Origin of the sequence: Arthrobacter sp. NA-172 (assembly GCF_043952055.1) — a bacterium.
Taxonomy (GTDB): Bacteria; Actinomycetota; Actinomycetes; order Actinomycetales; family Micrococcaceae; genus Arthrobacter.
Genome location: NZ_JBINOT010000001.1, coordinates 1,351,123 through 1,369,694 on the forward strand (window position 1 = coordinate 1,351,123; position 18,572 = coordinate 1,369,694).

Consider the following 18,572-nt stretch of genomic DNA (forward strand, 5'->3'; position numbering starts at 1 on the left):
CATGAACTCAATGGCATGGGTGATCGTGGCACTCATCATCGTTCCGGCCACGTACCTTGTGTGGTCCGTCGTATCCGTGGACCGGAAGGGATCCGCAGCCGTCCGTTCCAACCTCAACCGCGGCCGAAGCATCCTTGCCGGCCCCGGCGCAGGGGTCGTTTCAACGAACGAGATCAAGCAATCCATACCCCTGGGAGTACGCGTTACCCCCAAGGGTTACGCGGCCTGGCTCGATAAGCTTCTCGCCAAAGCCGGCCGGCCGGTCGGGCTTCCCCTTGACCGGCTGCTGATGGCCAAACCGGCCCTCGCACTTATTGCCGCGGTCCTGACGATCATGGTCCTGCTGAAAACACCCAGCGGAGCGACCCTGCTTCTGGCAATTATCCTCACCGCCCTGGCCTATTTCGTCCCGGACATCCTGATCCACGGCCGCGGGGCCCAGCGTCAAAAGGCCATCGAACTGGAACTTCCCAACACCCTGGACCAGATGCTGATCTCCGTCGAAGCAGGACTCGGCTTCGAAACCGCCATGGCCCGGGCCAGCCAGAACGGCAAGGGACCCCTTGCCGCCGAACTGGCCCGCACGCTGCAGGACATGCAAGTCGGACGGACCCGCAAAGACGCGTACCTCGCCATGGCCGAGCGCACCGCTGTCCCGGACCTTCGCAGTTTCGTCTCGGCGATCGTCCAAGCAGACATCTACGGGATCGCCATCGCGAACGTCCTGCGCTCCCAAGCCAAACAAATGCGGATCAAGCGGCGGCAACGCGCAGAAGAACAAGCGATGAAACTGCCAGTGAAAGTCCTGTTCCCCCTGATGTTCTGCATCATGCCGGCGCTTTTCATCGTGATCATTGGCCCGGCCATCATCAAAGTGATGGACAGCATGGCAGGGACCTTCTAGGACCTCCGGTGACGACTTAACCTGCGGAGGTCCTCACATACCCACAACACCTTTGTAAGGAGCAACTGATGTCTAGATTCCGGCCACGACGAGCAGTGAATCGGGATGTTCGCCAGCACGGGGCGGCAGCCGTTGAATTCGCCCTCATCCTGCCGCTGCTGCTGTCCCTGGTCCTTGGAATCATCGACTTCGGCGACGCCCTGTCGCAAAGCATCAGTCTGCAAGGAGCGGCACGCGAGGCCGCACGGCAAGGAGTAACGCAAGGCGACGTCATCGCCTCGGCCAACCAAGCCAAGGGACTGATGGACAACACAAAACTCCAGGTGAATTTCGTCGTGGACACCTCCGGAGGCGCGCCCGGGGTCATGGTCGTCTGCCTGCGCTACCCGCAATCGTCCTTGTCAGGTTTCTACTCCTGGGCACTCAACGGCTACTTCGAGGCCAAATCGGTCATGAAAATGGAAGGTACAGCTGCTGTGACCTCAGGTTCGCAGGGCTGGAGCGGAGGATCATGCACTCTCTAAAGGATAGAAACGGTAATACTGCGGGTAGCGCCGGAGAAGGTGAGAACCCGGTACGTCCAAGAATCACTCCGGGCACCAGTCGTCCGGAGCCGACGGGCCGGGAACGCGGCGCATCAATTCTCATCTTCGCCCTCCTGGTCCCTGTGCTCTTTGGCTCGGTAGCGTTGGCCATCGATTTCGGTCACCTGCTGTTCGAGCGCCAGCACCTGAGCAACGCTCTGGATGCCGCCGCTTTGGCGGGCGTGACCTCCCTGCCGAACGATCCGGCGACGGCGCAGAGCACTGCGCTCACGTATGCCGACAGGAACGACCCCGGTACCGTCCCTACTGTCACCTTCTGGTGTGTGGTCGCCTCCACAGGAGCCGGCAAGACCGTTGCCAGCGGCCAGGTGCCTGCCGTCTGCGACCCGGGAACCACCGCCGGGGCAAAATGTAACACCACCATCTGCGCGATACCCTGCATCACCGGAAGCGGGCACACCTGTAACTCGATCACCGTCGCCGGCTCCACAAACGTTGCTTTCGCGTTCGCGCCTGTTATCGGCATAAACACGGGCGATACCGGTTCGCTGTCCTCCAACGCCTGCAAGGGATCCTGCGGCGCCCAGAGCCCCAACCCCATGAATGTTGCCATTGTCGCGGACCGCACGGGCAGCATGAGCGACACTGATCTATCGTCACTCAAATCGGGGATCCAGAGCACACTACAGACGATGACGAAGGACCAGCAATACGTGGCTCTCGGCACCATCGGCAGAAGCAGCTCAACCTCCGGTTGCATCACCAACCCCTCCGGCTCGCAAACAAGTGGTCCGTGGCTTCCGGTTCCCTTTTCCAACGACTACACCACGGCTGCTTCGCCTCCCGCGCTCAACAACAGCAGTCCCATCGTCAAGGGATTGCAATGCCTGACACACTCGGGCACAGGTACGAGCCTTGCGTCGCCGATGAAAGCCGCGGCCAGGTACCTGCTGGGCTTCGACGCCAACAATCTGGGGAGCCTGCCTGCCCGTTCCGGTACCCCACGCAACGCCATCATTTTGGAGACGGATGGTCAGCCCAACGAACCCGACGTCTCCGGCTCCACATCAATCTCGGCGCCCGGGGACATCGGCAGCTCCAACGGCATCACAGCGTGCAACAATCTCATTGCAGTCGCGGCCGACGCCAAGGCCCGCGGCATCCGTGGTCGTCACCGTCGGGTACAACCTCGCCACGGAACGATGCGGAGGAACCGGGCCGTACGTCCGGGACGTCCTCGCCGCCGCGGCATCGCCGGACTCCCTCGGTAACCCGAGCACAGCGAATAGCTGTACCACCTCTGCGGACATCACTGCGGAGAATTCTGATGGAGACTACTTCTTCTGCGCGGGGAGCGGGACGGCCCTCGGCCCGATCTTTGTCTCGGCGATCAACGCCATCAGCGGCAACTCCCACCTGATCCAAATCCCGAGCTGACCGTTCGTCCATGCGACAGCTCAGTTCCCCGAAAGACCGGCCCTCCTCGAAACCCAGAGTCGAGGAGGACCCTTTTCGGACCAGACCCGACATTCTGAACTGCGCCTCCCGGCTTGGACTGTCCTTCAGTTCCGTACCTGCTTCACCACCAGCGCTAAGAGAGCGAAAGGCGTCCGCATCCTGGCCGGCCTACCGACACGGCAGACGGGCGGTTTCTGGTCCTGAGAGGCGGGATTGTCATTTATTAAGGAGCTCGAGAGCAGTGATCGAATATTTAACAAATCTTAATGGAATCCTTACAGGATCCCTCACTGTGATAGTTAGGATCGCCGCATGAAACCTAGCTCTGGGGGCTTGGCGCTGGAAATAATTGTCCCCGTTTTCAACGAGTCCGCCATACTCGAAAGAAGCATCCACCGGCTCGCCGACTATTTGTCGCGGGAATTGTTATACAGCTGGAAAATCACGATTGCAGATAACGCCAGCACTGACGCAACCGGTGCAATTTCACGGAAGCTCGCGAGTGAACTTCCCAACGTCGGCTATCGACGCCTGGAGACCAAAGGCCGTGGCTTCGCGCTCCGCGACGCTTGGATGTCCTCTGAAGCAAAAGTTCTCGCGTATGTAGACGTGGACCTTTCGACAGATCTGGCCGCCCTCCCCCGCTTATCGCGCCGCTGCTTTCCGGACATTCCGACGTCAGCATCGGCACCCGACTTGGCCGGACCTCCCGGGTGGTCAGGGGCCCCAAGCGGGAAATCATCTCCCGCTGCTACAACTTTCTCCTCAAACGGACCATGCAGGTTCAGTTTTCCGATGCCCAATGCGGATTCAAGGCCGTTCGGGCAGAGGTCGCTCATCGTTTGCTTCCCTACGTCGAGGACAACCGCTGGTTCTTCGATACCGAACTGTTGATCCTGGCAGAGCGTGCAGGGCTTCGCATCCACGAAATCCCGGTCGACTGGATCGACGATCCAGACAGCCGGGTGGATATCCGTCAAACCGCCATGGACGACATCAAGGGCCTCGTGCGCGTCGCTGGTTCGATTGTGAAGGGAAGGATTCCCCTGCAAGCGATCTATGCCGAGCTCGGCCGCGGCCCCATAGCCACGCCCACCCGGCCAAGTTTCTTCGGCCAAGTGGTCCGATTCGGCATCGTCGGCGCGTTTTCGACCCTCGCGTTTGCTTTGCTCTATCTAATCTTCCAAGGACCCTTCGGCGCTCAGCAAGGAAACTTCCTTGCCCTGCTGCTCACGACAGTCGCCAATACCGCGGCCAACCGTCGCTTCACGTTCAGGATCCACGGACCGGAGCGGCTGTTCACCCAACAGATTCAAGGGCTAGTAGTATTCATGGTCGCGTGGGGCATCACCTCGTCTGCCCTGCTGCTGCTACACAGTGTTCACATGGACGCATCCCCCAAGACCGAGCTGATCGTCCTGACCTCCGCGAACGTACTCGCCACGCTAATCCGCTTTGTCTTGCTCCGGATTTGGGTCTTCCGGGCCCGACGGTCGGATGAGCGCCGACGCACGGCCTCTGCACAGCTGGCAATATGAGCAACAAATCCAGCTCGCTTCCCGGACCAACGCGCCCATCCGGCGCTGTCCTGGTCCGCTCTCAAGCAATTTCAAGATGGCTTCCCATCCCGAGGTGGCTTCGTGGGAATCCCTCGACCCCTCCGTGGGAACGCCCGGCCCTTCTGAGCCTTCTGGCGTTAACCTCCGTGCTCTACATGTGGGGACTGGACCGTAACGGCTGGGCCAACTCATATTACTCAGCGGCTGTCATGGCCGGCTCGGAAGATTGGACGGCCTTTTTCTTCGGCTCCTCGGATCCGGCCAATGCGATAACCGTAGACAAACCACCGATGTCGTTGTGGATCATGTCCCTCTCCGTGCGGATTTTCGGACTCAACCCATGGAGCATCCTGCTCCCCAGGCCGTGATGGGAATTCTCAGCGTCTATCTGATCTATAAAGTGGTGCGTAAGCGGACCAACCCCGCAACCGGACTACTCGCGGGGCTTTTCTTCGCAGTCACCCCCGTTGCCACCGTTATGTTCCGGTACAACAATCCGGACGCACTGCTGACATTGCTCATGATTGGGGCCGCCTACGCCGCACTCGAATCAATCGACAGGAGTAGATTGCGTTGGCTACTCGCCGCAGGGGCCCTGATCGGTGCCGGATTCCTCACGAAGCAGCTCCAAGTCGCCCTCATCCTGCCAGCGATCGCCTTGGCGTACATTCTTTTCGCTCGGTTCCCCATGTATGTCAGGTTGCTTCACCTAGGTGCGGGACTGCTTTCCGCTTTCGTGGCCTCGGGCTGGTGGTTCGTGATCGCCCAAACGGCCGATCCCGGGTCGAGGCCATTCGTAGGTGGCTCCAGATCCAACAGCATCTGGGAACTCACCCTGGGATACAACGGTCTGGACCGGCTGACCGGCGCGGACGCGAGCCGCACGATCTCAGGTGCCTCGGCCGAACTAGTCACCACACTTGACCCTGGAATTACGCGCTTCCTCAACCCGGAACTTTCCGGCCAGTTCGCTTGGTTCTTTCCGCTCGCCATTGCCGGACTCGGCATAACAATACTGTTCCTTATCCGCCGTCACGGCACCTCCGAACAGCGGTCCTTCCTGATACTGTGCTCGGCGTGGCTTGTTTGTTCGGCTACGGTCCTAGCCATGATGTCAGGCATAGTGCACCCCTATTACGCGCTCACAACCGTGCCCGCGCTCAGTTGTCTGGCCGCGTTCGCGGTGACCTACCTGATCAGGCGGCTAACAAGCCGGATGATCCGCCTCGTGTCTGGCCTTGTTCTGGCACTGTGCCTGATGGTGGGGTACGTTTCCGCATCCCAGTCCGTGGTGGATTTCCCCTGGCTACCTCAGGTTTTGTTGATCACAGGTGGGGTGGCAATTGCCATCACACTGCTCCCACCTGTCAACAAGCGACTTCGGGCCGGCGCCGTTCTGCTCGTCGGGGCCACAATTCTCCTAGGTCCCACAATCTGGTCCGTAAACACGGTCCTCAGTCCGCACATTGGAGCCGGAGTGGTCGCCGGGCCCAGCATCCAAGGCATAAGAACCGACCACCCGGATCGAACCCAGCTGCCTCCGAGCACACCGCCCGCCTTCATTGCCGTCATGTTCGGCGACGTCCCTTCCCCGGGCGTCCTTGAGAGGATCAAAGCGAGCCCTGTGTCCCAACGCTGGCCGGCTGCTGTTGTCGGCTCCGAGACAGCCGCAAACTATCAGCTGGACAGTTCCAAAGCCATTCTGCCGCTGGGTGGATTCGACGGCACGGACCCCTTCCCGACGCTAGAGCAATTCCAGAGCATGGTCCGCAGCGGCAATGTGGGATCGTTGGTGGTCCAGAATCTTCCACCTTTGGCCTCTGAAGGGAAGGGAGAGTCTGCGCGCATCGTCCACTGGGTCGAAAGCAACTTCTCCCCCGAAGTCATCGACGGGGCGTCCTTCTACCGACTCACCCAATAACGCCCAACGCCGCCTGATCAGGGCCTGCTGCAGCGCGCTCAAGCCAGGTGCGGGCGGATCCGCTCCGGAACGCGCTGTGGTGGCCGGGGCTTTCAGCGTCTGGGCCGGTTCGCGTTCCCTGCTGGAACCGATGCCCTGGTGGCTCCAACTGTCCTACCTACAAACCTGCTGGTTCGGCATGCTCTCGCCGATCTCCGACGAGACCGCCGGGCTGGAAATGGTCATTGTTGATGCGCTCACGGACGAGTTGTCGGCTGGCAGCCAGCCAAAACCCCCTGGGATGATCTGTCCGGACGGGCTGTCACTGACACACGTGGTGGTCCCGTGCACGGCCGTCCAACATCGAGGCGCGCCCGGGGCCCCCGCTACTCCCGCCTCGCCCGCGTCAGCTCAGCCCGTGCAAACAGTTGGGCGTCGGAGGGATAGGACACTTCCTCAAGGACCAAGGGATGCGGCGCGGCCAGCACCGATTTGGCGTCCCGAACTCCGGCGAGCAAGCGTTCATGCAACCATTCCGGCGCCTCCAGCCCTTCACCGACCCAGAGGGCCGAGCCGACCAAGGCACGCACCATGTTGTGGCAGAAAGCGTCGGCCTGGACGTTCGCCACAAGGACGCCATCACTGCCGCGCACGAACTCACACCGCTGCAGTTCACGAATGGTGGTGGCACCCTCACGGGGCTTGCAGTACGCCCGGAAGTCGCTGGAGCCCCAACAATGCGGCGGCTCCCTCGTTCATCGCTCCCTCATCCAGCGCCGACTTGTGCCAGAGGGTCAGCCTGCGGAGAACCGGATCCCAACGTTCCGGGCCGTCGGCAATCCGGTAACTGTAGCGGCGCCACAACGCTGAGAAGCGAGCGTCAAAACCGTCAGGCGCCAGTCCGACGTCGTGCACCTCAATGGCGCCGGTGTCATCCTGAAGGACCCGGCTCAAGGCTCCGCGGAGCCTCCGCAGCAGCGCGGCGGCGGGGTCAATCTCGTGGCCCCTTGGCAGTCCGCTCCACTCGGCCTCGGTCAGGTCGATGTGTACCACTTGTCCGCGGGCGTGGACACCGGCGTCGGTCCGGCCGGCTACGGTCACCCGTACCCGACGCCGCATGATCAGCGCCAGTCCCTCCTCCAGTGAACCCTGCACGGTCTGAAGACCAGGCTGAATGGCCCATCCATTGAAAGGGCCGCCGTCGTACGAAAGATCCAGCCGGACACGCAAAAACCCGCCGCCCCCCAAAACGGGGGCAGCGGGTTTTTGTTCGTTCATAGACTTAAGTCTACTGCGAAGAATTCAATGAATTACTTCGTTTCCTCAGCGGCCGGAGCCTCTTCGGTAGCAGCTTCTTCGGTCTCAGCAGCTTCAGCTTCAACGGCTTCGGTCTCAACGACCTCTTCCTCAGCAACCGGAGCAGCTTCTTCGGCGGCCGGAGCAGCCTTGGCGGCAGCGGCAGTTGCCTCGGCAACTACAGCCTGCTTCGGGGAAACCGGCTCAAGAACCAGCTCGATGACAGCCATGGGAGCGTTGTCGCCCTTGCGGTTGCCGATCTTGGTGATGCGGGTGTAGCCACCATCGCGCTTGGCAACGGCGCCGGCGATGTCGGTGAACAGCTCGTGGACGATGCCCTTGTCGCTGATCAGGCCGAGTACGCGACGGCGGGAGGAAAGGTCGCCGCGCTTGGCGAAGGTCACGAGGCGCTCTGCGTACGGCTTCAGGCGCTTGGCCTTGGTGACCGTGGTGGTGATGCGCTTGTGCTCGAACAGCGATGCTGCCAGGTTCGCGAGCATCAGGCGCTCGTGAGCCGGACCGCCTCCGAGGCGCGGACCCTTAGTGGGGGTAGGCATAGTAATTTCTCCTGTAATGAAGGCCGTCCGGGTCCGAACGTGGACTCGGTGGCCAAGATCTGCTTGTTAGAGCTCGTCGTCGCTGAACGCGGCGTCGTCCTCTTCGATGGCTGCGGCGCGGGCTGCCAGGTCGAAACCGGGAGGGGAGTCCTTGAGGGACAGACCCAGTTCAACCAGCTTTGCCTTGACCTCATCAATGGACTTCGCACCGAAGTTACGGATGTCCATCAGGTCAGCCTCGGAGCGGGCAACGAGTTCACCCACGGTGTGGATGCCCTCACGCTTGAGGCAGTTGTAGGACCGGACGGTGAGGTCCAGATCCTCGATCGGCAGTGCCATGTCCGCTGCCAAGGCAGCATCCGTCGGCGACGGGCCAATCTCGATACCTTCAGCTGCGGTGTTCAGCTCACGTGCCAGACCGAACAGTTCCACCAGGGTGGTACCTGCCGAAGCAACGGCATCGCGCGGGGCGATGGCCTGCTTGGTCTCGACGTCGACAATCAGCTTGTCGAAGTCAGTGCGCTGCTCAACACGGGTGGCTTCCACGCGGAAGGTCACCTTCAAGACCGGCGAGTAGATCGAGTCGACCGGAATGCGGCCGATCTCGGAGTCGCCGGACTTGTTCTGAGCTGCCGAAACGTAGCCGCGACCGCGTTCGATGGTCAGTTCGAGTTCGAACTTGCCCTTCGAGTTCAGCGTGGCAATGTGCAGATCCGGGTTGTGGAATTCGACGCCGGCCGGCGGAGCGATGTCCGCAGCCGTGACGATTCCGGGGCCCTGCTTGCGCAGGTATGCAACAACCGGCTCGTCGTGCTCGGAGGACACGGAAAGGCTCTTGATGTTCAGGATGATCTCAGTGACATCTTCCTTGACACCCGGAACCGTGGTGAACTCGTGCAGCACGCCATCGATCCGGATGCTGGTTACAGCGGCACCGGGGATGGAGGAGAGCAGGGTACGGCGGAGGGAGTTTCCGAGGGTGTAGCCGAAGCCCGGTTCCAACGGTTCAATGATGAAACGCGAGCGGTTCTCGGAGACTACTTCTTCAGACAGAGTGGGGCGCTGTGCAATGAGCACTTAGGTTTCCTTTCGGCGAGCATCCGCTATATGACGCAACACAGGTGGTGGAAATCGGCTTGGTTCCGGCTTTGCCGGCCGGGATTCGCGGGACAGTCAAACTGTTCCGCAAGGGACCTTGCCGGCAAAAGCCAAGAAGCCAATTAGACGCGGCGGCGCTTCGGCGGGCGGCAACCGTTGTGGGCGCTGGGGGTGACATCCTGGATGGAGCCAACCTCGAGGCCAGCGGCCTGAAGCGAACGGATCGCGGTCTCGCGTCCGGATCCCGGTCCCTTGACGAACACGTCAACCTTGCGCAGACCGTGCTCCTGGGCGCGCTTTGCAGCAGCCTCGGCAGCCATCTGGGCGGCGAACGGGGTGGACTTGCGGGAGCCCTTGAATCCAACCTCACCGGCGGAAGCCCAGGAGATGACAGCACCGTTCGGGTCCGTGATGGACACGATGGTGTTGTTAAAGGTGCTCTTGATGTGCGCCTGGCCAAGCGCGATATTCTTCTTGTCCTTCTTACGCGGCTTGCGAACCGCGCCACGAGTCTTCGGGGGCATTATTTCTCCTACAGAAAGTTATCGGGGGAAAGTCGGCGGCTATTTTTAGCGGCCGGCCTTCTTCTTGCCGGCGACGGTGCGCTTCGGGCCCTTGCGGGTACGAGCGTTGGTCTTCGTACGCTGACCGCGTACGGGCAGGCCCTTGCGGTGACGCAGGCCTTCGTAGCTGCCGATTTCAACCTTGCGGCGGATATCTGCTGCTACTTCGCGGCGAAGGTCACCCTCAACCTTGTAGTTGCCTTCAATGTAATCACGCAGCTGGACCAGCTCGGCGTCGGTCAGGTCCTTGACCCGAACGTCAGCGCTGATGCCGGTGGCAGCCAGGGTTTCGTGTGCACGGGTCTTGCCCACGCCGTAGATGTAAGTAAGCGCAATTTCCAACCGCTTTTCGCGGGGAATGTCTACGCCAGCGAGACGAGCCATAGTGGCAGTACTCCTTGAATAAACCGGAGGTCGTAGGCAGTACACCCGCACTTTCAGTGCGGCCCCAGCCTCCGACCGGGGGTTAGCTGTCCGGGCTCTGAGCGTCCCAATTCAGCTTGTGCTGCCTTTATTTACTTGCGTGGGTTAGCAACCCAGGTTGCCCTCGCGGGCGCTAGTTCCCTTGCGGGGAATTAGCCCTGGCGCTGCTTGTGGCGCGGGTTCTCGCAGATCACCATGACCCGGCCATTACGGCGGATCACTTTGCACTTGTCGCAGATCTGCTTAACGCTCGGCTTGACCTTCATGGCGTTCCTTTGCGTGTTGCAGTTGGTCAGCTGTTGCGGCTCATCCTTGTTTCACAAGGCTGCCGCCCAGCAATTACTTGTAGCGGTAGACGATGCGACCACGTGTGAGGTCGTAAGGGCTCAGCTCTACCACTACACGGTCCTCAGGGAGAATCCTGATGTAGTGCTGTCGCATCTTCCCCGAGATATGTGCAAGAACGATGTGCTTGTTGGTGAGCTCAACGCGAAACATCGCGTTGGGCAGCGCCTCAGTCACAACGCCCTCGATCTCAATGACCCCGTCCTTCTTGGCCATATCCTCCGCTAACTGTTGTTTGCCGCAGCCCTCCGGTTAGGCACCGGAAAATCTGCGGACGTTTTTTGTTTGTTTGGCCGTCCATCTCCTGCCACTCCACACAGCAAGTCGTACGACCTGCAAAATGGGCGTGGCTGTGCAGACAACCAACAGACAACTCTACGCCAATGCGGCGCGAAAGTTAAATCCGCCCATGCTAGCGCAGACAGCGTCGGGATGTCACTCTTCCGCGGACCGAGGAGTCACGTTACAACCCTCTAAACGGCGCCAAAACGCGGAAAGGTGCCTGCCGCCGTCGTGATGGATTCCGCGGCCTCGATGCCGTCGATGACTGCCAGACGCACCGCGTCTGCGGCCGCGCTCTGCAGGGTAATGAGCGAAACCTGCCTCGCCTGCTCGGAACTGCGGTCCAGCCCGACGGCGCCGGTCGCCAGCGCGAACACGGTGTCGCCGTCGGCGAGGGTATGGGAGGGGTTGAGCGCCCTGGCGAGGCCGGCGTGCGCCGCGCTGGCGGTGCGTTTGCATTCGGCAGGATCAAGGACGGCATTCGTCGCGACCACCGCGAGCGTGGTGTTCAACGCCGGGGGTTCGCCAAGAAGCCCTGAGTCCCGCGATGAGCCAAAAGGCATTCCCAACGCGTTCACCACCGCGATCGCACCGACCACTACACCGTTGTCGAGCGTGATGGATGAGGTGCCCACTCCCCCTTTGAACGCCCCGCGACCGATCACCGCACCCGTGCCGGCACCGACGTTGCCGCGTCCGACGTCGGCGTGCTCGCTTGTGGTGGCGGCCGCAGCCACCGCTGCATAACCCATAGCTTCGTCCGGGCGGGCGGCCACGTCGCCACCGCGACCCAAATCGAAGATTGCCGCGGCGGGAACGATCGGCACCACTCCCCCGGGCACGGCGAAACCGCGCCCTTGTTCCTCACACCAACGTTGGACACCGTGGGCCGTAATCAACCCGAAGGCGCTCCCGCCGGTCAGGACGACTGCATCGACTGTGGGCACCAGCGTGGTGGGGTCAAGCGCGTCCGTCTCGTGAGTCCCGGGGCCGCCGCCGCGCACGTCGACGGACCCCGCTGTCCCCCGCGGCGGGAGGATCACCGTCACGCCGCTCAGCCAACCATCGCCGATCCGCTGGACATGTCCCACACGGATTCCCGGCACATCAGTGATCTTGGAGGTCATGTGCCCATTGTGCTCCCTCCCGACCAAACGGTAGTCATGCCTCGAATGTAAACATCGCCCCACCCGCCACGAAACATCGAGTAAACGATCACAGAAGGCTTGTCCAACAATCCCGGCAAAGGCCTATTTATTGACTTGACAGGTACTCCCGTGTGGTGAGGTAAATCTAGCCGCCCCTCGACCCAACTGTTTGAGTCCGGCGCGCCCCGATATCTGCAAACCGTTAGAGATCCCCATGACAAGACAACTGATAGGCAGCACCGCGGCCCCCGCACAGACTGCCCCGGCAGTTCAGCGCCGGGGACGATGGTCCGGCCGAAGCCGACGCGACTTCTTTGTGTTCCTGGCATTGGCATTGCCGAACCTGGCGCTGATTGCGGTCTTCACCTACCTGCCCCTGATAAATAACATGTACTACTCGACCCTCGACTGGACCTTGGGCTCCGCATCGGCCACGGTCGTCGGGTTCGACAACTACATCAACTTCTTCACCAGCTCCGATGCTCCGCAAGTACTTGGCACCACAGCCATTTTCACGGTGGTCACGGTCGGCGGTTCCATGGTGCTGGGGCTCCTGGTCTGCCCTGGCGTTGAACTCCAAGGTCCGCGGCACCACGTTCGCCCGTTCTGCGGTCTTCGCTCCCTATGTCCTCAGCGGCGTAGGGGTGGGACTCGTGTGGTTGTTCATCTTCGACCCCGGCTATGGCGTCTTGTCGTGGCTACTCCGGGGCATCGGCCAGCAAAGCCCGCAATGGATCAACGATCCGCAGCTTTCCCTCGTGATGGTCATCATCGTCTACGTCTGGAAGAACCTGGGCTACTGCGCCGTGGTCTATCTCGCAGGGCTGCAGTCCCTGCCGAAGGACGTCATGGAGGCTGCCTCCTTGGATGGCGCCGGCGGATTCCGCCGCTTCTTGAGCATCTCTGTTCCGCTGTTGTCCCCCACCACCTTCTTCCTGCTGATCACCACGATGATCAGCTCGCTGCAGGCCTTCGACCTGATCCGGATCATGACACCCCTGGGCAACGGCACCAGCACCCTGATCTATGAGGCTTATCTGCAGGCCTTCGGGGCCTACAACCGCGCCGGGTACTCCGCCTCCATCTCGGTGGTGCTCTTCGCCATCCTGCTCATCATCACCGTGCTCCAGCTGCGGTTCGTCGAACGGAAGGTGCACTACTCATGAGCACGCTCTCTCCCGTCAGCCCCAACCCCGGCACCGGCGTCGGGACCCTGAACGCCCCCGACGGCGGTCCTGAGCTCCCTGTGCGGCGCGAGCGCCCGTTTTCCCGCTCGAACCTCATCCAGACCCTGGTGGGAGGCTACATCCCCCTGATCGTGGCAACCCTGGTGGTGGTCCTACCCTTGTTGTGGATGGTGCTGAGCTCTTTCAAGCAGCCCGGCGAGATCGTCACAACGGATCTCAAAGTACTGCCGCAGGGGCTGAACCTGGAGAACTACCACACGGCCATGACCACCGTGCCGTTTGCACAGTTCTTCCTGAACAGCCTGATCGTCACCACGGTGGGATCTACGGTAAAGGTGATTCTGGCCATCCTGACGGCCTATGCCCTGGTGTTCGTCCGCTTCCCTTTCAAGAACGTCATTTTCGTCGTGATCCTCGTGGCCCTGATGGTGCCCCCGCAGGTCTCGATCCTCCCGAACTACATCCTGATCGCGGGAATCGGCGGGAAGAACACCTTGTGGGGCATCATTCTGCCCGGCCTCGGCACGGCCTTCGGAACCTTCCTCCTGCGGCAGCACTTCAAGACTCTTCCGGGGTCCATCCTGGAAGCAGCGGAAATCGACGGGGCAGGCCATTGGCGCAGGCTGTGGCAGGTGGTGGCCCCGGTGTCACTCCCGTCGATCGCTACCGTGGCCCTGGTCACTGTGGTCAGCGAATGGAACGACTACATCTGGCCGCTGATCATCACGGACCGCCCGGAAACCATGACCCTTCCCGTCGGCCTGACGCTCCTTCAGAACTCTGAAGGAAATGGCGCCGGCTGGGGGATTTTGATGGCCGGGGCAGTCTTGGTGATCATCCCCATCCTCCTGGTCTTCGCGGCGTTGCAACGCTACATCGTTGCAGGGCTCACCCAGGGAAGCGTCACAGGCTAGCACCCCCCATCCCAGCGGCCTGCCCGTCAAGCCAGGCTGGCGCAATGTCTCGACAATCATCACCCCCCCTTTGAATCCTTGAGAGGACCAAACCATGGCAATGAATCTTGATCGTAGAAACTTCCTAGGGCTCGCCGGACTCGGAGTCGGAGCAGCCGCCCTGGCAGCCTGTGGTGGTCCGGCGACCAGCGGCGGCGCAGCGAGCACCGCTCCGTCCGACATCGATTTCACTGGCGTAAAGCCAGCTGGCACATTCGACTTCTGGACCAGCCACCCCGGCCAGTCCCAGAGCGTCGAGCAGTCCATCATCGACAAGTTTCAGGCGAAGTTCCCGGACATCAAAGTGAATCTGGTGACCGCCGGAGCCAACTACGAGGAAATCGCGCAGAAGTTCCAGACGTCCCAGGCCGCGAAGTCAGCCCTCCCCGGCCTCGTGGTGCTCTCCGACGTGTGGTGGTTCCGCTACTACACCAACGGCAACATCATCCCGTTGGACGGACTCATCAAGCAGCTGGACATCAAGATCGATGACTTCCAGAAGTCCCTGGTGGCGGACTACAAGTACGCCGACAAGCAGTGGGCGCTCCCCTACGGCCGCTCCACCCCGCTCTTCTACTACAACAAGGACCACTTCAAGGCAGCGGGCCTTCCGGACCGTGCACCGAACACGTGGCAGGAATTCGCCGAGTGGGCACCCAAGCTGCAGGCCAGCTCGGGCGCGAAGTACTCCTACATGTACCCTGCCTTGGCTGGTTACGCCGGTTGGACGCTTCAGAACAACTTGTGGGGCTGGGGCGGCGGCTGGTCAAACGGCTGGGACGTCACCGCGGACTCCGCTGAGTCTGTCACGGCCCTGCAGTGGGTACAGGACACCATCTACAAGGACAAGTGGGCCGGCGTTTCTTCCAAGAATGCCGCTGACGACTTCTCCGCGGGCATTGCGTCAACCACGATTTCCTCCACCGGTGACCTGCTGGGTGTGCTGAAGTCGGCCAAGTTCAATGTCGGCGTCGGCTTCCTCCCGGGCGGTCCCAAGGCCCAGAGCAACGTCTGCCCCACAGGCGGCGCCGGTCTTGGCATTCCCAGTGGGGTCAGCAAGGAAGTCCAGCTTGCCGCCGCTACCTTCCTGAAGTTCATGACCGAACCGGAGAACACCGCCGCATTCTCGGCTGCCACCGGATACATGCCCACGCGTGTCTCCGCAGACATGACCGCGGTCCTCGCCAAGACTCCGCAGATCAAGACCGCTATGGACCAGCTCGCTGTGACCAAGGTCCAGGACAACGCCCGCGTGTTCCTGCCCGGAGCGGACCAGGAGATGGCCAAGGCTGCCGCCAAGATCATGACCCAGCAGGGCGATGTGAAGGCGACCATGACCGAGCTCAAGTCAACCCTGGATGGCATCTACACCAAGGACGTCAAGCCCAAGCTCAAGAGCTAGCTTCAACGCTCCCGACACGCAAAATCCCTGGCAAGGCCGAAATACCGGCCTCGCCAGGGATTTTCTGTATCTCAGGCGCTTTTGCGTGTCGTCAGGGAATCGGGACGGGCACGACGCCGAGCGGCGCCAGTTGCGCTGCGCCGCCGTCGGGGGCGGAAAGTACCCAGATGCCGTTTTCATGGACGGCTACAGAATGCTCCCACTGGCATGAGCGCTTCCCGTCCGTGGTCACCACGGTCCAGTCGTCGTCGAGGGTTGCAGTCTCGATGCCGCCACGGACAAGCATGGGTTCGATGGCCAGGCACAATCCCGGCCGGATCTTGGGGCCTCGGTGCGTAGTGCGGTAGTTCAGCACGTCCGGGGCCATGTGCATCTCCGAGCCGATTCCGTGGCCTACGTAGTCCTTCAGGATGCCAAGGGGCTTCCCCGGCACGGAGGAGACGTAGTCGTCCACGGCGTTGCCGATATCGCCTACGAACTTACCCTTGGCCAAAGCCGCGATTCCATGCCACATTGCGGCCCGGGTGACATCCGACAGCCGTTGGTCTTCGGGATCGGCGGTGCCAACTATGACGGTACGTGCGGAGTCCGAGTGCCAGCCATCAACAATCGCTCCGCCGTCGATGGAAATGATGTCCCCATCCTGCAGCACGCGGTCGCCGGGGATGCCGTGGACTACTTCTTCGTTGACCGAGGCACAGATCGTGGCCGGGAAGCCGTGGTAGCCGAGAAAGTTCGACTTCGCTCCAGCCCCGCTGAGGACCGCCGCAAAGACCGCGTCGATCTCCCGAGTGGTCACACCCGGTTTCGCAGCCGAAACGGCTGCGTCGAGGGCGCTGCTGAGAACCAAACCGGCCTCCTGCATCTTGCGCATTTGCTCGTTGGTTTTGTATTCGATGCGGGGCTGGCCGAACGCCATGGTCTCCTCTTGTGGTGTGCTCTCGGAACAGATCGATTTCTAAAAAAGGGCGTGTTCCGCGCCAGGAGCAGGTAGCTCACGGCGCGGAACACACCCTTTCAACAGTCAAATGGCGGCTAGACCGCCTTGGCCGCCTCGATGGCCAACAACACGCGGTCGGTGACCTCATCGATGCCGCCAATGCCATCAACTTGGGTCAGGATGCCGCGTTCGGCGTACTTGGCCACCACAGCCTCCGTCTGGCCGTGGTAGAGATCCAGGCGGTGGCGGATGACAGCTTCGTTATCGTCCGAGCGTCCGGTTTCCTTGGCGCGGCCCAGCAGGCGTGAAACAAGTTCCTCGTCGTCGGCCGTCAGCTGAAGCACGACGTCGAGCTTCTCTTCCTGGTCGGCGAGGATCTGGTCCAGGTATTCCGCCTGGGCGGTGGTGCGCGGGTATCCGTCCAGCAGGAAGCCGTTTTCGACGTCGGCCTCGCTCAGGCGATCACGGACCATCTTGTTGGTCACGCTGTCCGGAACGAAATCTCCGGCGTCCATGTACTTCTTCGCTTCGATGCCCAGGGGTGTCTCGCCCTTGACGTTTGCACGGAAGATGTCACCGGTGGAAATAGCGACAACGCCAAGTCGCTCCGAAATCCGCTCAGCCTGGGTTCCCTTGCCCGAACCTGGAGGTCCAATGATCAACATTCTCGTCATCGCAAAAGCCCTTCGTAGTGCCGTTGTTGTAGCTGCGCATCAATCTGCTTGACGGTCTCCAGGCCTACACCCACCATGATCAGAATTGATGTGCCACCGAACGGGAAGTTCTGGTTGGCGCTGATCAGGACGAGTGCAACCAACGGAATCAACGCCACGAAGCCCAGATAAAAGGCGCCGGGGAGAGTGATACCTGGAAAGCACGTACTGCAGGTAGTCCGCGGTCGGTTTACCCGCCCGGATGCCCGGAATGAACCCGCCGTACTTCTTCATGTTGTCCGATACCTCTTCAGGGTTGAAGGTAATCGCGACATAGAAGTACGTGAAGAATACGATCATGACAAAGTACAACGCCATGTAGATGGGGTGGTCACCCTTGGTGAGGTTGTTGTTGATCCACTCAACCCACGGGGCAATAGTCTCCCCGGCTTTCGGCTGATTGAACTGAGCAATCAGACCGGGCAGGTAGAGCATTGACGACGCAAAGATGACAGGAACGACGCCGGCCATGTTCACCTTGATGGGGATGTAGGTGCTGGTACCGCCCACGGTGCGCCGGCCGATCATGCGCTTGGCGTACTGGACCGGAATTCGCCGCTGAGACTGTTCCACGAACACGACGAGCGCGACTGTCACCAGGCCGATGGCCAACGCCAGGAAGAACGTGCCCGGACCCCGGGAGTTCCAGATGGCGCCCAGGGAAGTCGGGAAGCCCGCAGCGATGGACGTGAAGATGAGCAGGGACATACCGTTGCCCACGCCCTTCTCGGTGACCAGTTCGCCCATCCACATGATCAGGCCAGTACCGGCCGTCAGCGTGATGACGACAAGAATCGTGGCGATGATGCTGGTGTCCGGGATGATCGGCAACTGGCAGTTGGGCAGCAACTGCCCGGATCGCGCCAGCGATACCAGGGTGGTGGCGTTCAACAGGCCAAGCGCGATCGTCAGATAGCGCGTGTACTGCGTCAGCTTCGACTGGCCCGAGGCACCTTCCTCATACAACTGCTGGAACCGCGGAATGACCACGCGCAGCAACTGAACGATAATGCTGGCCGTGATGTACGGCATGATACCCAGGGCAAAGATCGAAACCTGCAGCAGTGCACCACCGCTGAACAGGTTGACGAGCTGGTAGAGGCCGCCCTGGTCCTGATTGCTTGACAAACATTGCTGTACATTGTGGTAGCTCACACCAGGCGAGGGGATAAAGGCCCCCAAGCGGAAAATGGCGATGATTCCCAGCGTGAACAACAACTTGCGTCGCAGATCAGGCGTCCGAAATGCCCGGCCGAATGCGCTTAGCAAGCGTCCTCCTGAGTTAAAGTCCAAGGGTGT

17 protein-coding genes and 3 pseudogenes are annotated in these 18,572 nt (G+C 61.3%); 9 read left to right on the forward strand and 11 right to left on the reverse strand.

Going from position 1 to position 18,572, the window contains the following annotated elements; translation table 11 throughout:
- Window position 1 precedes the first annotated feature (1 nt).
- The 6 genes from ACF0H6_RS06715 to ACF0H6_RS06740 all read left to right on the forward strand — a co-directional run bounded on the left by ACF0H6_RS06715 (window position 2) and on the right by ACF0H6_RS06740 (window position 6,387).
- Complete coding sequence (locus ACF0H6_RS06715) at window positions 2–904, forward strand: type II secretion system F family protein (protein WP_395248955.1); 903 nt, start codon at window positions 2–4, stop codon at window positions 902–904.
- 68 nt (window positions 905–972) lie between these two features.
- On the forward strand, window positions 973–1,428 hold the full coding sequence (locus ACF0H6_RS06720; RefSeq protein ID WP_395248956.1) for a TadE/TadG family type IV pilus assembly protein: 456 nt from the start codon (window positions 973–975) through the stop codon (window positions 1,426–1,428).
- Window positions 1,416–2,720 carry a pilus assembly protein TadG-related protein gene (locus ACF0H6_RS06725; protein WP_395248957.1) on the forward strand — a complete coding sequence of 435 codons (1,305 nt, stop codon included), beginning with the start codon at window positions 1,416–1,418 and terminating at the stop codon, window positions 2,718–2,720. The genes ACF0H6_RS06720 and ACF0H6_RS06725 overlap by 13 nt, the downstream gene beginning before the upstream one ends.
- 499 nt (window positions 2,721–3,219) lie before the next feature.
- Window positions 3,220–3,801, forward strand: a complete 582-nt coding sequence (locus ACF0H6_RS06730) for a glycosyltransferase (RefSeq protein ID WP_395248958.1) — start codon at window positions 3,220–3,222, stop codon at window positions 3,799–3,801.
- Window positions 3,684–4,445, forward strand: coding sequence for a GtrA family protein (locus ACF0H6_RS06735; RefSeq protein ID WP_395248959.1), 762 nt, complete (start codon window positions 3,684–3,686; stop codon window positions 4,443–4,445). Before ACF0H6_RS06730 ends, ACF0H6_RS06735 begins: the two co-directional genes overlap by 118 nt.
- A 361-nt stretch (window positions 4,446–4,806) precedes the next feature.
- Window positions 4,807–6,387: an ArnT family glycosyltransferase gene (locus ACF0H6_RS06740; RefSeq protein ID WP_395248960.1), complete on the forward strand. Its 1,581-nt coding sequence runs from the start codon at window positions 4,807–4,809 to the stop codon at window positions 6,385–6,387.
- A 365-nt stretch (window positions 6,388–6,752) separates the two neighbouring features.
- Here ACF0H6_RS06740 and ACF0H6_RS06745 read toward each other — a convergent pair.
- The 8 genes and pseudogenes from ACF0H6_RS06745 to ACF0H6_RS06780 all read right to left on the reverse strand — a co-directional run bounded on the left by ACF0H6_RS06745 (window position 6,753) and on the right by ACF0H6_RS06780 (window position 12,057).
- A pseudogene (locus ACF0H6_RS06745) lies at window positions 6,753–7,644 on the reverse strand (tRNA pseudouridine synthase A).
- A gap of 32 nt (window positions 7,645–7,676) precedes the next feature.
- Window positions 7,677–8,219 carry a 50S ribosomal protein L17 gene (gene rplQ, locus ACF0H6_RS06750; RefSeq protein ID WP_395248961.1) on the reverse strand — a complete coding sequence of 181 codons (543 nt, stop codon included), beginning with the start codon at window positions 8,217–8,219 and terminating at the stop codon, window positions 7,677–7,679.
- A 66-nt stretch (window positions 8,220–8,285) separates the two neighbouring features.
- Complete coding sequence (locus ACF0H6_RS06755; RefSeq protein ID WP_265979357.1) at window positions 8,286–9,296, reverse strand: DNA-directed RNA polymerase subunit alpha; 1,011 nt, start codon at window positions 9,294–9,296, stop codon at window positions 8,286–8,288.
- A gap of 143 nt (window positions 9,297–9,439) precedes the next feature.
- Window positions 9,440–9,841: a 30S ribosomal protein S11 gene (gene rpsK, locus ACF0H6_RS06760; RefSeq protein WP_028265083.1), complete on the reverse strand. Its 402-nt coding sequence runs from the start codon at window positions 9,839–9,841 to the stop codon at window positions 9,440–9,442.
- A 45-nt stretch (window positions 9,842–9,886) separates the two neighbouring features.
- Window positions 9,887–10,264, reverse strand: a complete 378-nt coding sequence (gene rpsM / locus ACF0H6_RS06765) for a 30S ribosomal protein S13 (RefSeq protein ID WP_011775569.1) — start codon at window positions 10,262–10,264, stop codon at window positions 9,887–9,889.
- Window positions 10,265–10,455: 191 nt separating this feature from the next.
- Entirely contained in the window at window positions 10,456–10,569 is a 114-nt protein-coding gene (rpmJ, locus tag ACF0H6_RS06770; RefSeq protein ID WP_011775570.1) for a 50S ribosomal protein L36, read from the reverse strand.
- A gap of 73 nt (window positions 10,570–10,642) precedes the next feature.
- Complete coding sequence (infA, locus tag ACF0H6_RS06775) at window positions 10,643–10,864, reverse strand: translation initiation factor IF-1 (RefSeq protein WP_009358723.1); 222 nt, start codon at window positions 10,862–10,864, stop codon at window positions 10,643–10,645.
- Window positions 10,865–11,121: 257 nt separating this feature from the next.
- The gene (locus ACF0H6_RS06780) at window positions 11,122–12,057 is read right to left on the reverse strand and encodes a P1 family peptidase (protein ID WP_395248962.1); all 936 of its coding nucleotides are present in this window, start codon (window positions 12,055–12,057) and stop codon (window positions 11,122–11,124) included.
- A 235-nt stretch (window positions 12,058–12,292) separates the two neighbouring features.
- Here ACF0H6_RS06780 and ACF0H6_RS06785 point away from each other — a divergent pair.
- The 3 genes and pseudogenes from ACF0H6_RS06785 to ACF0H6_RS06795 all read left to right on the forward strand — a co-directional run bounded on the left by ACF0H6_RS06785 (window position 12,293) and on the right by ACF0H6_RS06795 (window position 15,620).
- Window positions 12,293–13,244 (forward strand): annotated as a pseudogene (locus ACF0H6_RS06785) (carbohydrate ABC transporter permease).
- Window positions 13,241–14,179, forward strand: a complete 939-nt coding sequence (locus ACF0H6_RS06790) for a carbohydrate ABC transporter permease (protein ID WP_395248963.1) — start codon at window positions 13,241–13,243, stop codon at window positions 14,177–14,179. Before ACF0H6_RS06785 ends, ACF0H6_RS06790 begins: the two are co-directional and overlap by 4 nt.
- A gap of 94 nt (window positions 14,180–14,273) precedes the next feature.
- A complete protein-coding gene (locus tag ACF0H6_RS06795) occupies window positions 14,274–15,620 on the forward strand; it encodes an ABC transporter substrate-binding protein (protein WP_395248964.1) in 1,347 nt (448 codons plus the stop codon).
- A gap of 91 nt (window positions 15,621–15,711) precedes the next feature.
- Here the strand turns inward: ACF0H6_RS06795 and map are convergent, their stop codons facing one another.
- From map to secY, 3 genes and pseudogenes are all read right to left on the reverse strand, one after another.
- The gene (map, locus tag ACF0H6_RS06800) at window positions 15,712–16,539 is read right to left on the reverse strand and encodes a type I methionyl aminopeptidase (RefSeq protein WP_395248965.1); all 828 of its coding nucleotides are present in this window, start codon (window positions 16,537–16,539) and stop codon (window positions 15,712–15,714) included.
- Between the two features lie 116 nt (window positions 16,540–16,655).
- Complete coding sequence (locus ACF0H6_RS06805) at window positions 16,656–17,225, reverse strand: adenylate kinase (protein WP_395249899.1); 570 nt, start codon at window positions 17,223–17,225, stop codon at window positions 16,656–16,658.
- A gap of 5 nt (window positions 17,226–17,230) precedes the next feature.
- Window positions 17,231–18,542 (reverse strand): annotated as a pseudogene (gene secY / locus ACF0H6_RS06810) (preprotein translocase subunit SecY).
- Window positions 18,543–18,572 lie beyond the last annotated feature (30 nt).

Bases quoted from the DNA above. Each gene is read 5' to 3' on its own strand.
- ACF0H6_RS06715 (WP_395248955.1), top strand. From the start codon at position 2: ATGAACTCAATGGCATGGGTGATCGTGGCACTCATCATCGTTCCGGCC.
- ACF0H6_RS06720 (WP_395248956.1), top strand. From the start codon at position 973: ATGTCTAGATTCCGGCCACGACGAGCAGTGAATCGGGATGTTCGCCAG.
- ACF0H6_RS06725 (WP_395248957.1), top strand. From the start codon at position 1,416: ATGCACTCTCTAAAGGATAGAAACGGTAATACTGCGGGTAGCGCCGGA.
- ACF0H6_RS06730 (WP_395248958.1), top strand. From the start codon at position 3,220: ATGAAACCTAGCTCTGGGGGCTTGGCGCTGGAAATAATTGTCCCCGTT.
- ACF0H6_RS06735 (WP_395248959.1), top strand. From the start codon at position 3,684: ATGCAGGTTCAGTTTTCCGATGCCCAATGCGGATTCAAGGCCGTTCGG.
- ACF0H6_RS06740 (WP_395248960.1), top strand. From the start codon at position 4,807: ATGGAGCATCCTGCTCCCCAGGCCGTGATGGGAATTCTCAGCGTCTAT.
- rplQ (WP_395248961.1), bottom strand. From the start codon at position 8,219: ATGCCTACCCCCACTAAGGGTCCGCGCCTCGGAGGCGGTCCGGCTCAC.
- rpsK (WP_028265083.1), bottom strand. From the start codon at position 9,841: ATGCCCCCGAAGACTCGTGGCGCGGTTCGCAAGCCGCGTAAGAAGGAC.
- rpsM (WP_011775569.1), bottom strand. From the start codon at position 10,264: ATGGCTCGTCTCGCTGGCGTAGACATTCCCCGCGAAAAGCGGTTGGAA.
- rpmJ (WP_011775570.1), bottom strand. From the start codon at position 10,569: ATGAAGGTCAAGCCGAGCGTTAAGCAGATCTGCGACAAGTGCAAAGTG.
- infA (WP_009358723.1), bottom strand. From the start codon at position 10,864: ATGGCCAAGAAGGACGGGGTCATTGAGATCGAGGGCGTTGTGACTGAG.
- ACF0H6_RS06780 (WP_395248962.1), bottom strand. From the start codon at position 12,057: ATGACCTCCAAGATCACTGATGTGCCGGGAATCCGTGTGGGACATGTC.
- ACF0H6_RS06790 (WP_395248963.1), top strand. From the start codon at position 13,241: ATGAGCACGCTCTCTCCCGTCAGCCCCAACCCCGGCACCGGCGTCGGG.
- ACF0H6_RS06795 (WP_395248964.1), top strand. From the start codon at position 14,274: ATGGCAATGAATCTTGATCGTAGAAACTTCCTAGGGCTCGCCGGACTC.
- map (WP_395248965.1), bottom strand. From the start codon at position 16,539: ATGGCGTTCGGCCAGCCCCGCATCGAATACAAAACCAACGAGCAAATG.
- ACF0H6_RS06805 (WP_395249899.1), bottom strand. From the start codon at position 17,225: ATGTTGATCATTGGACCTCCAGGTTCGGGCAAGGGAACCCAGGCTGAG.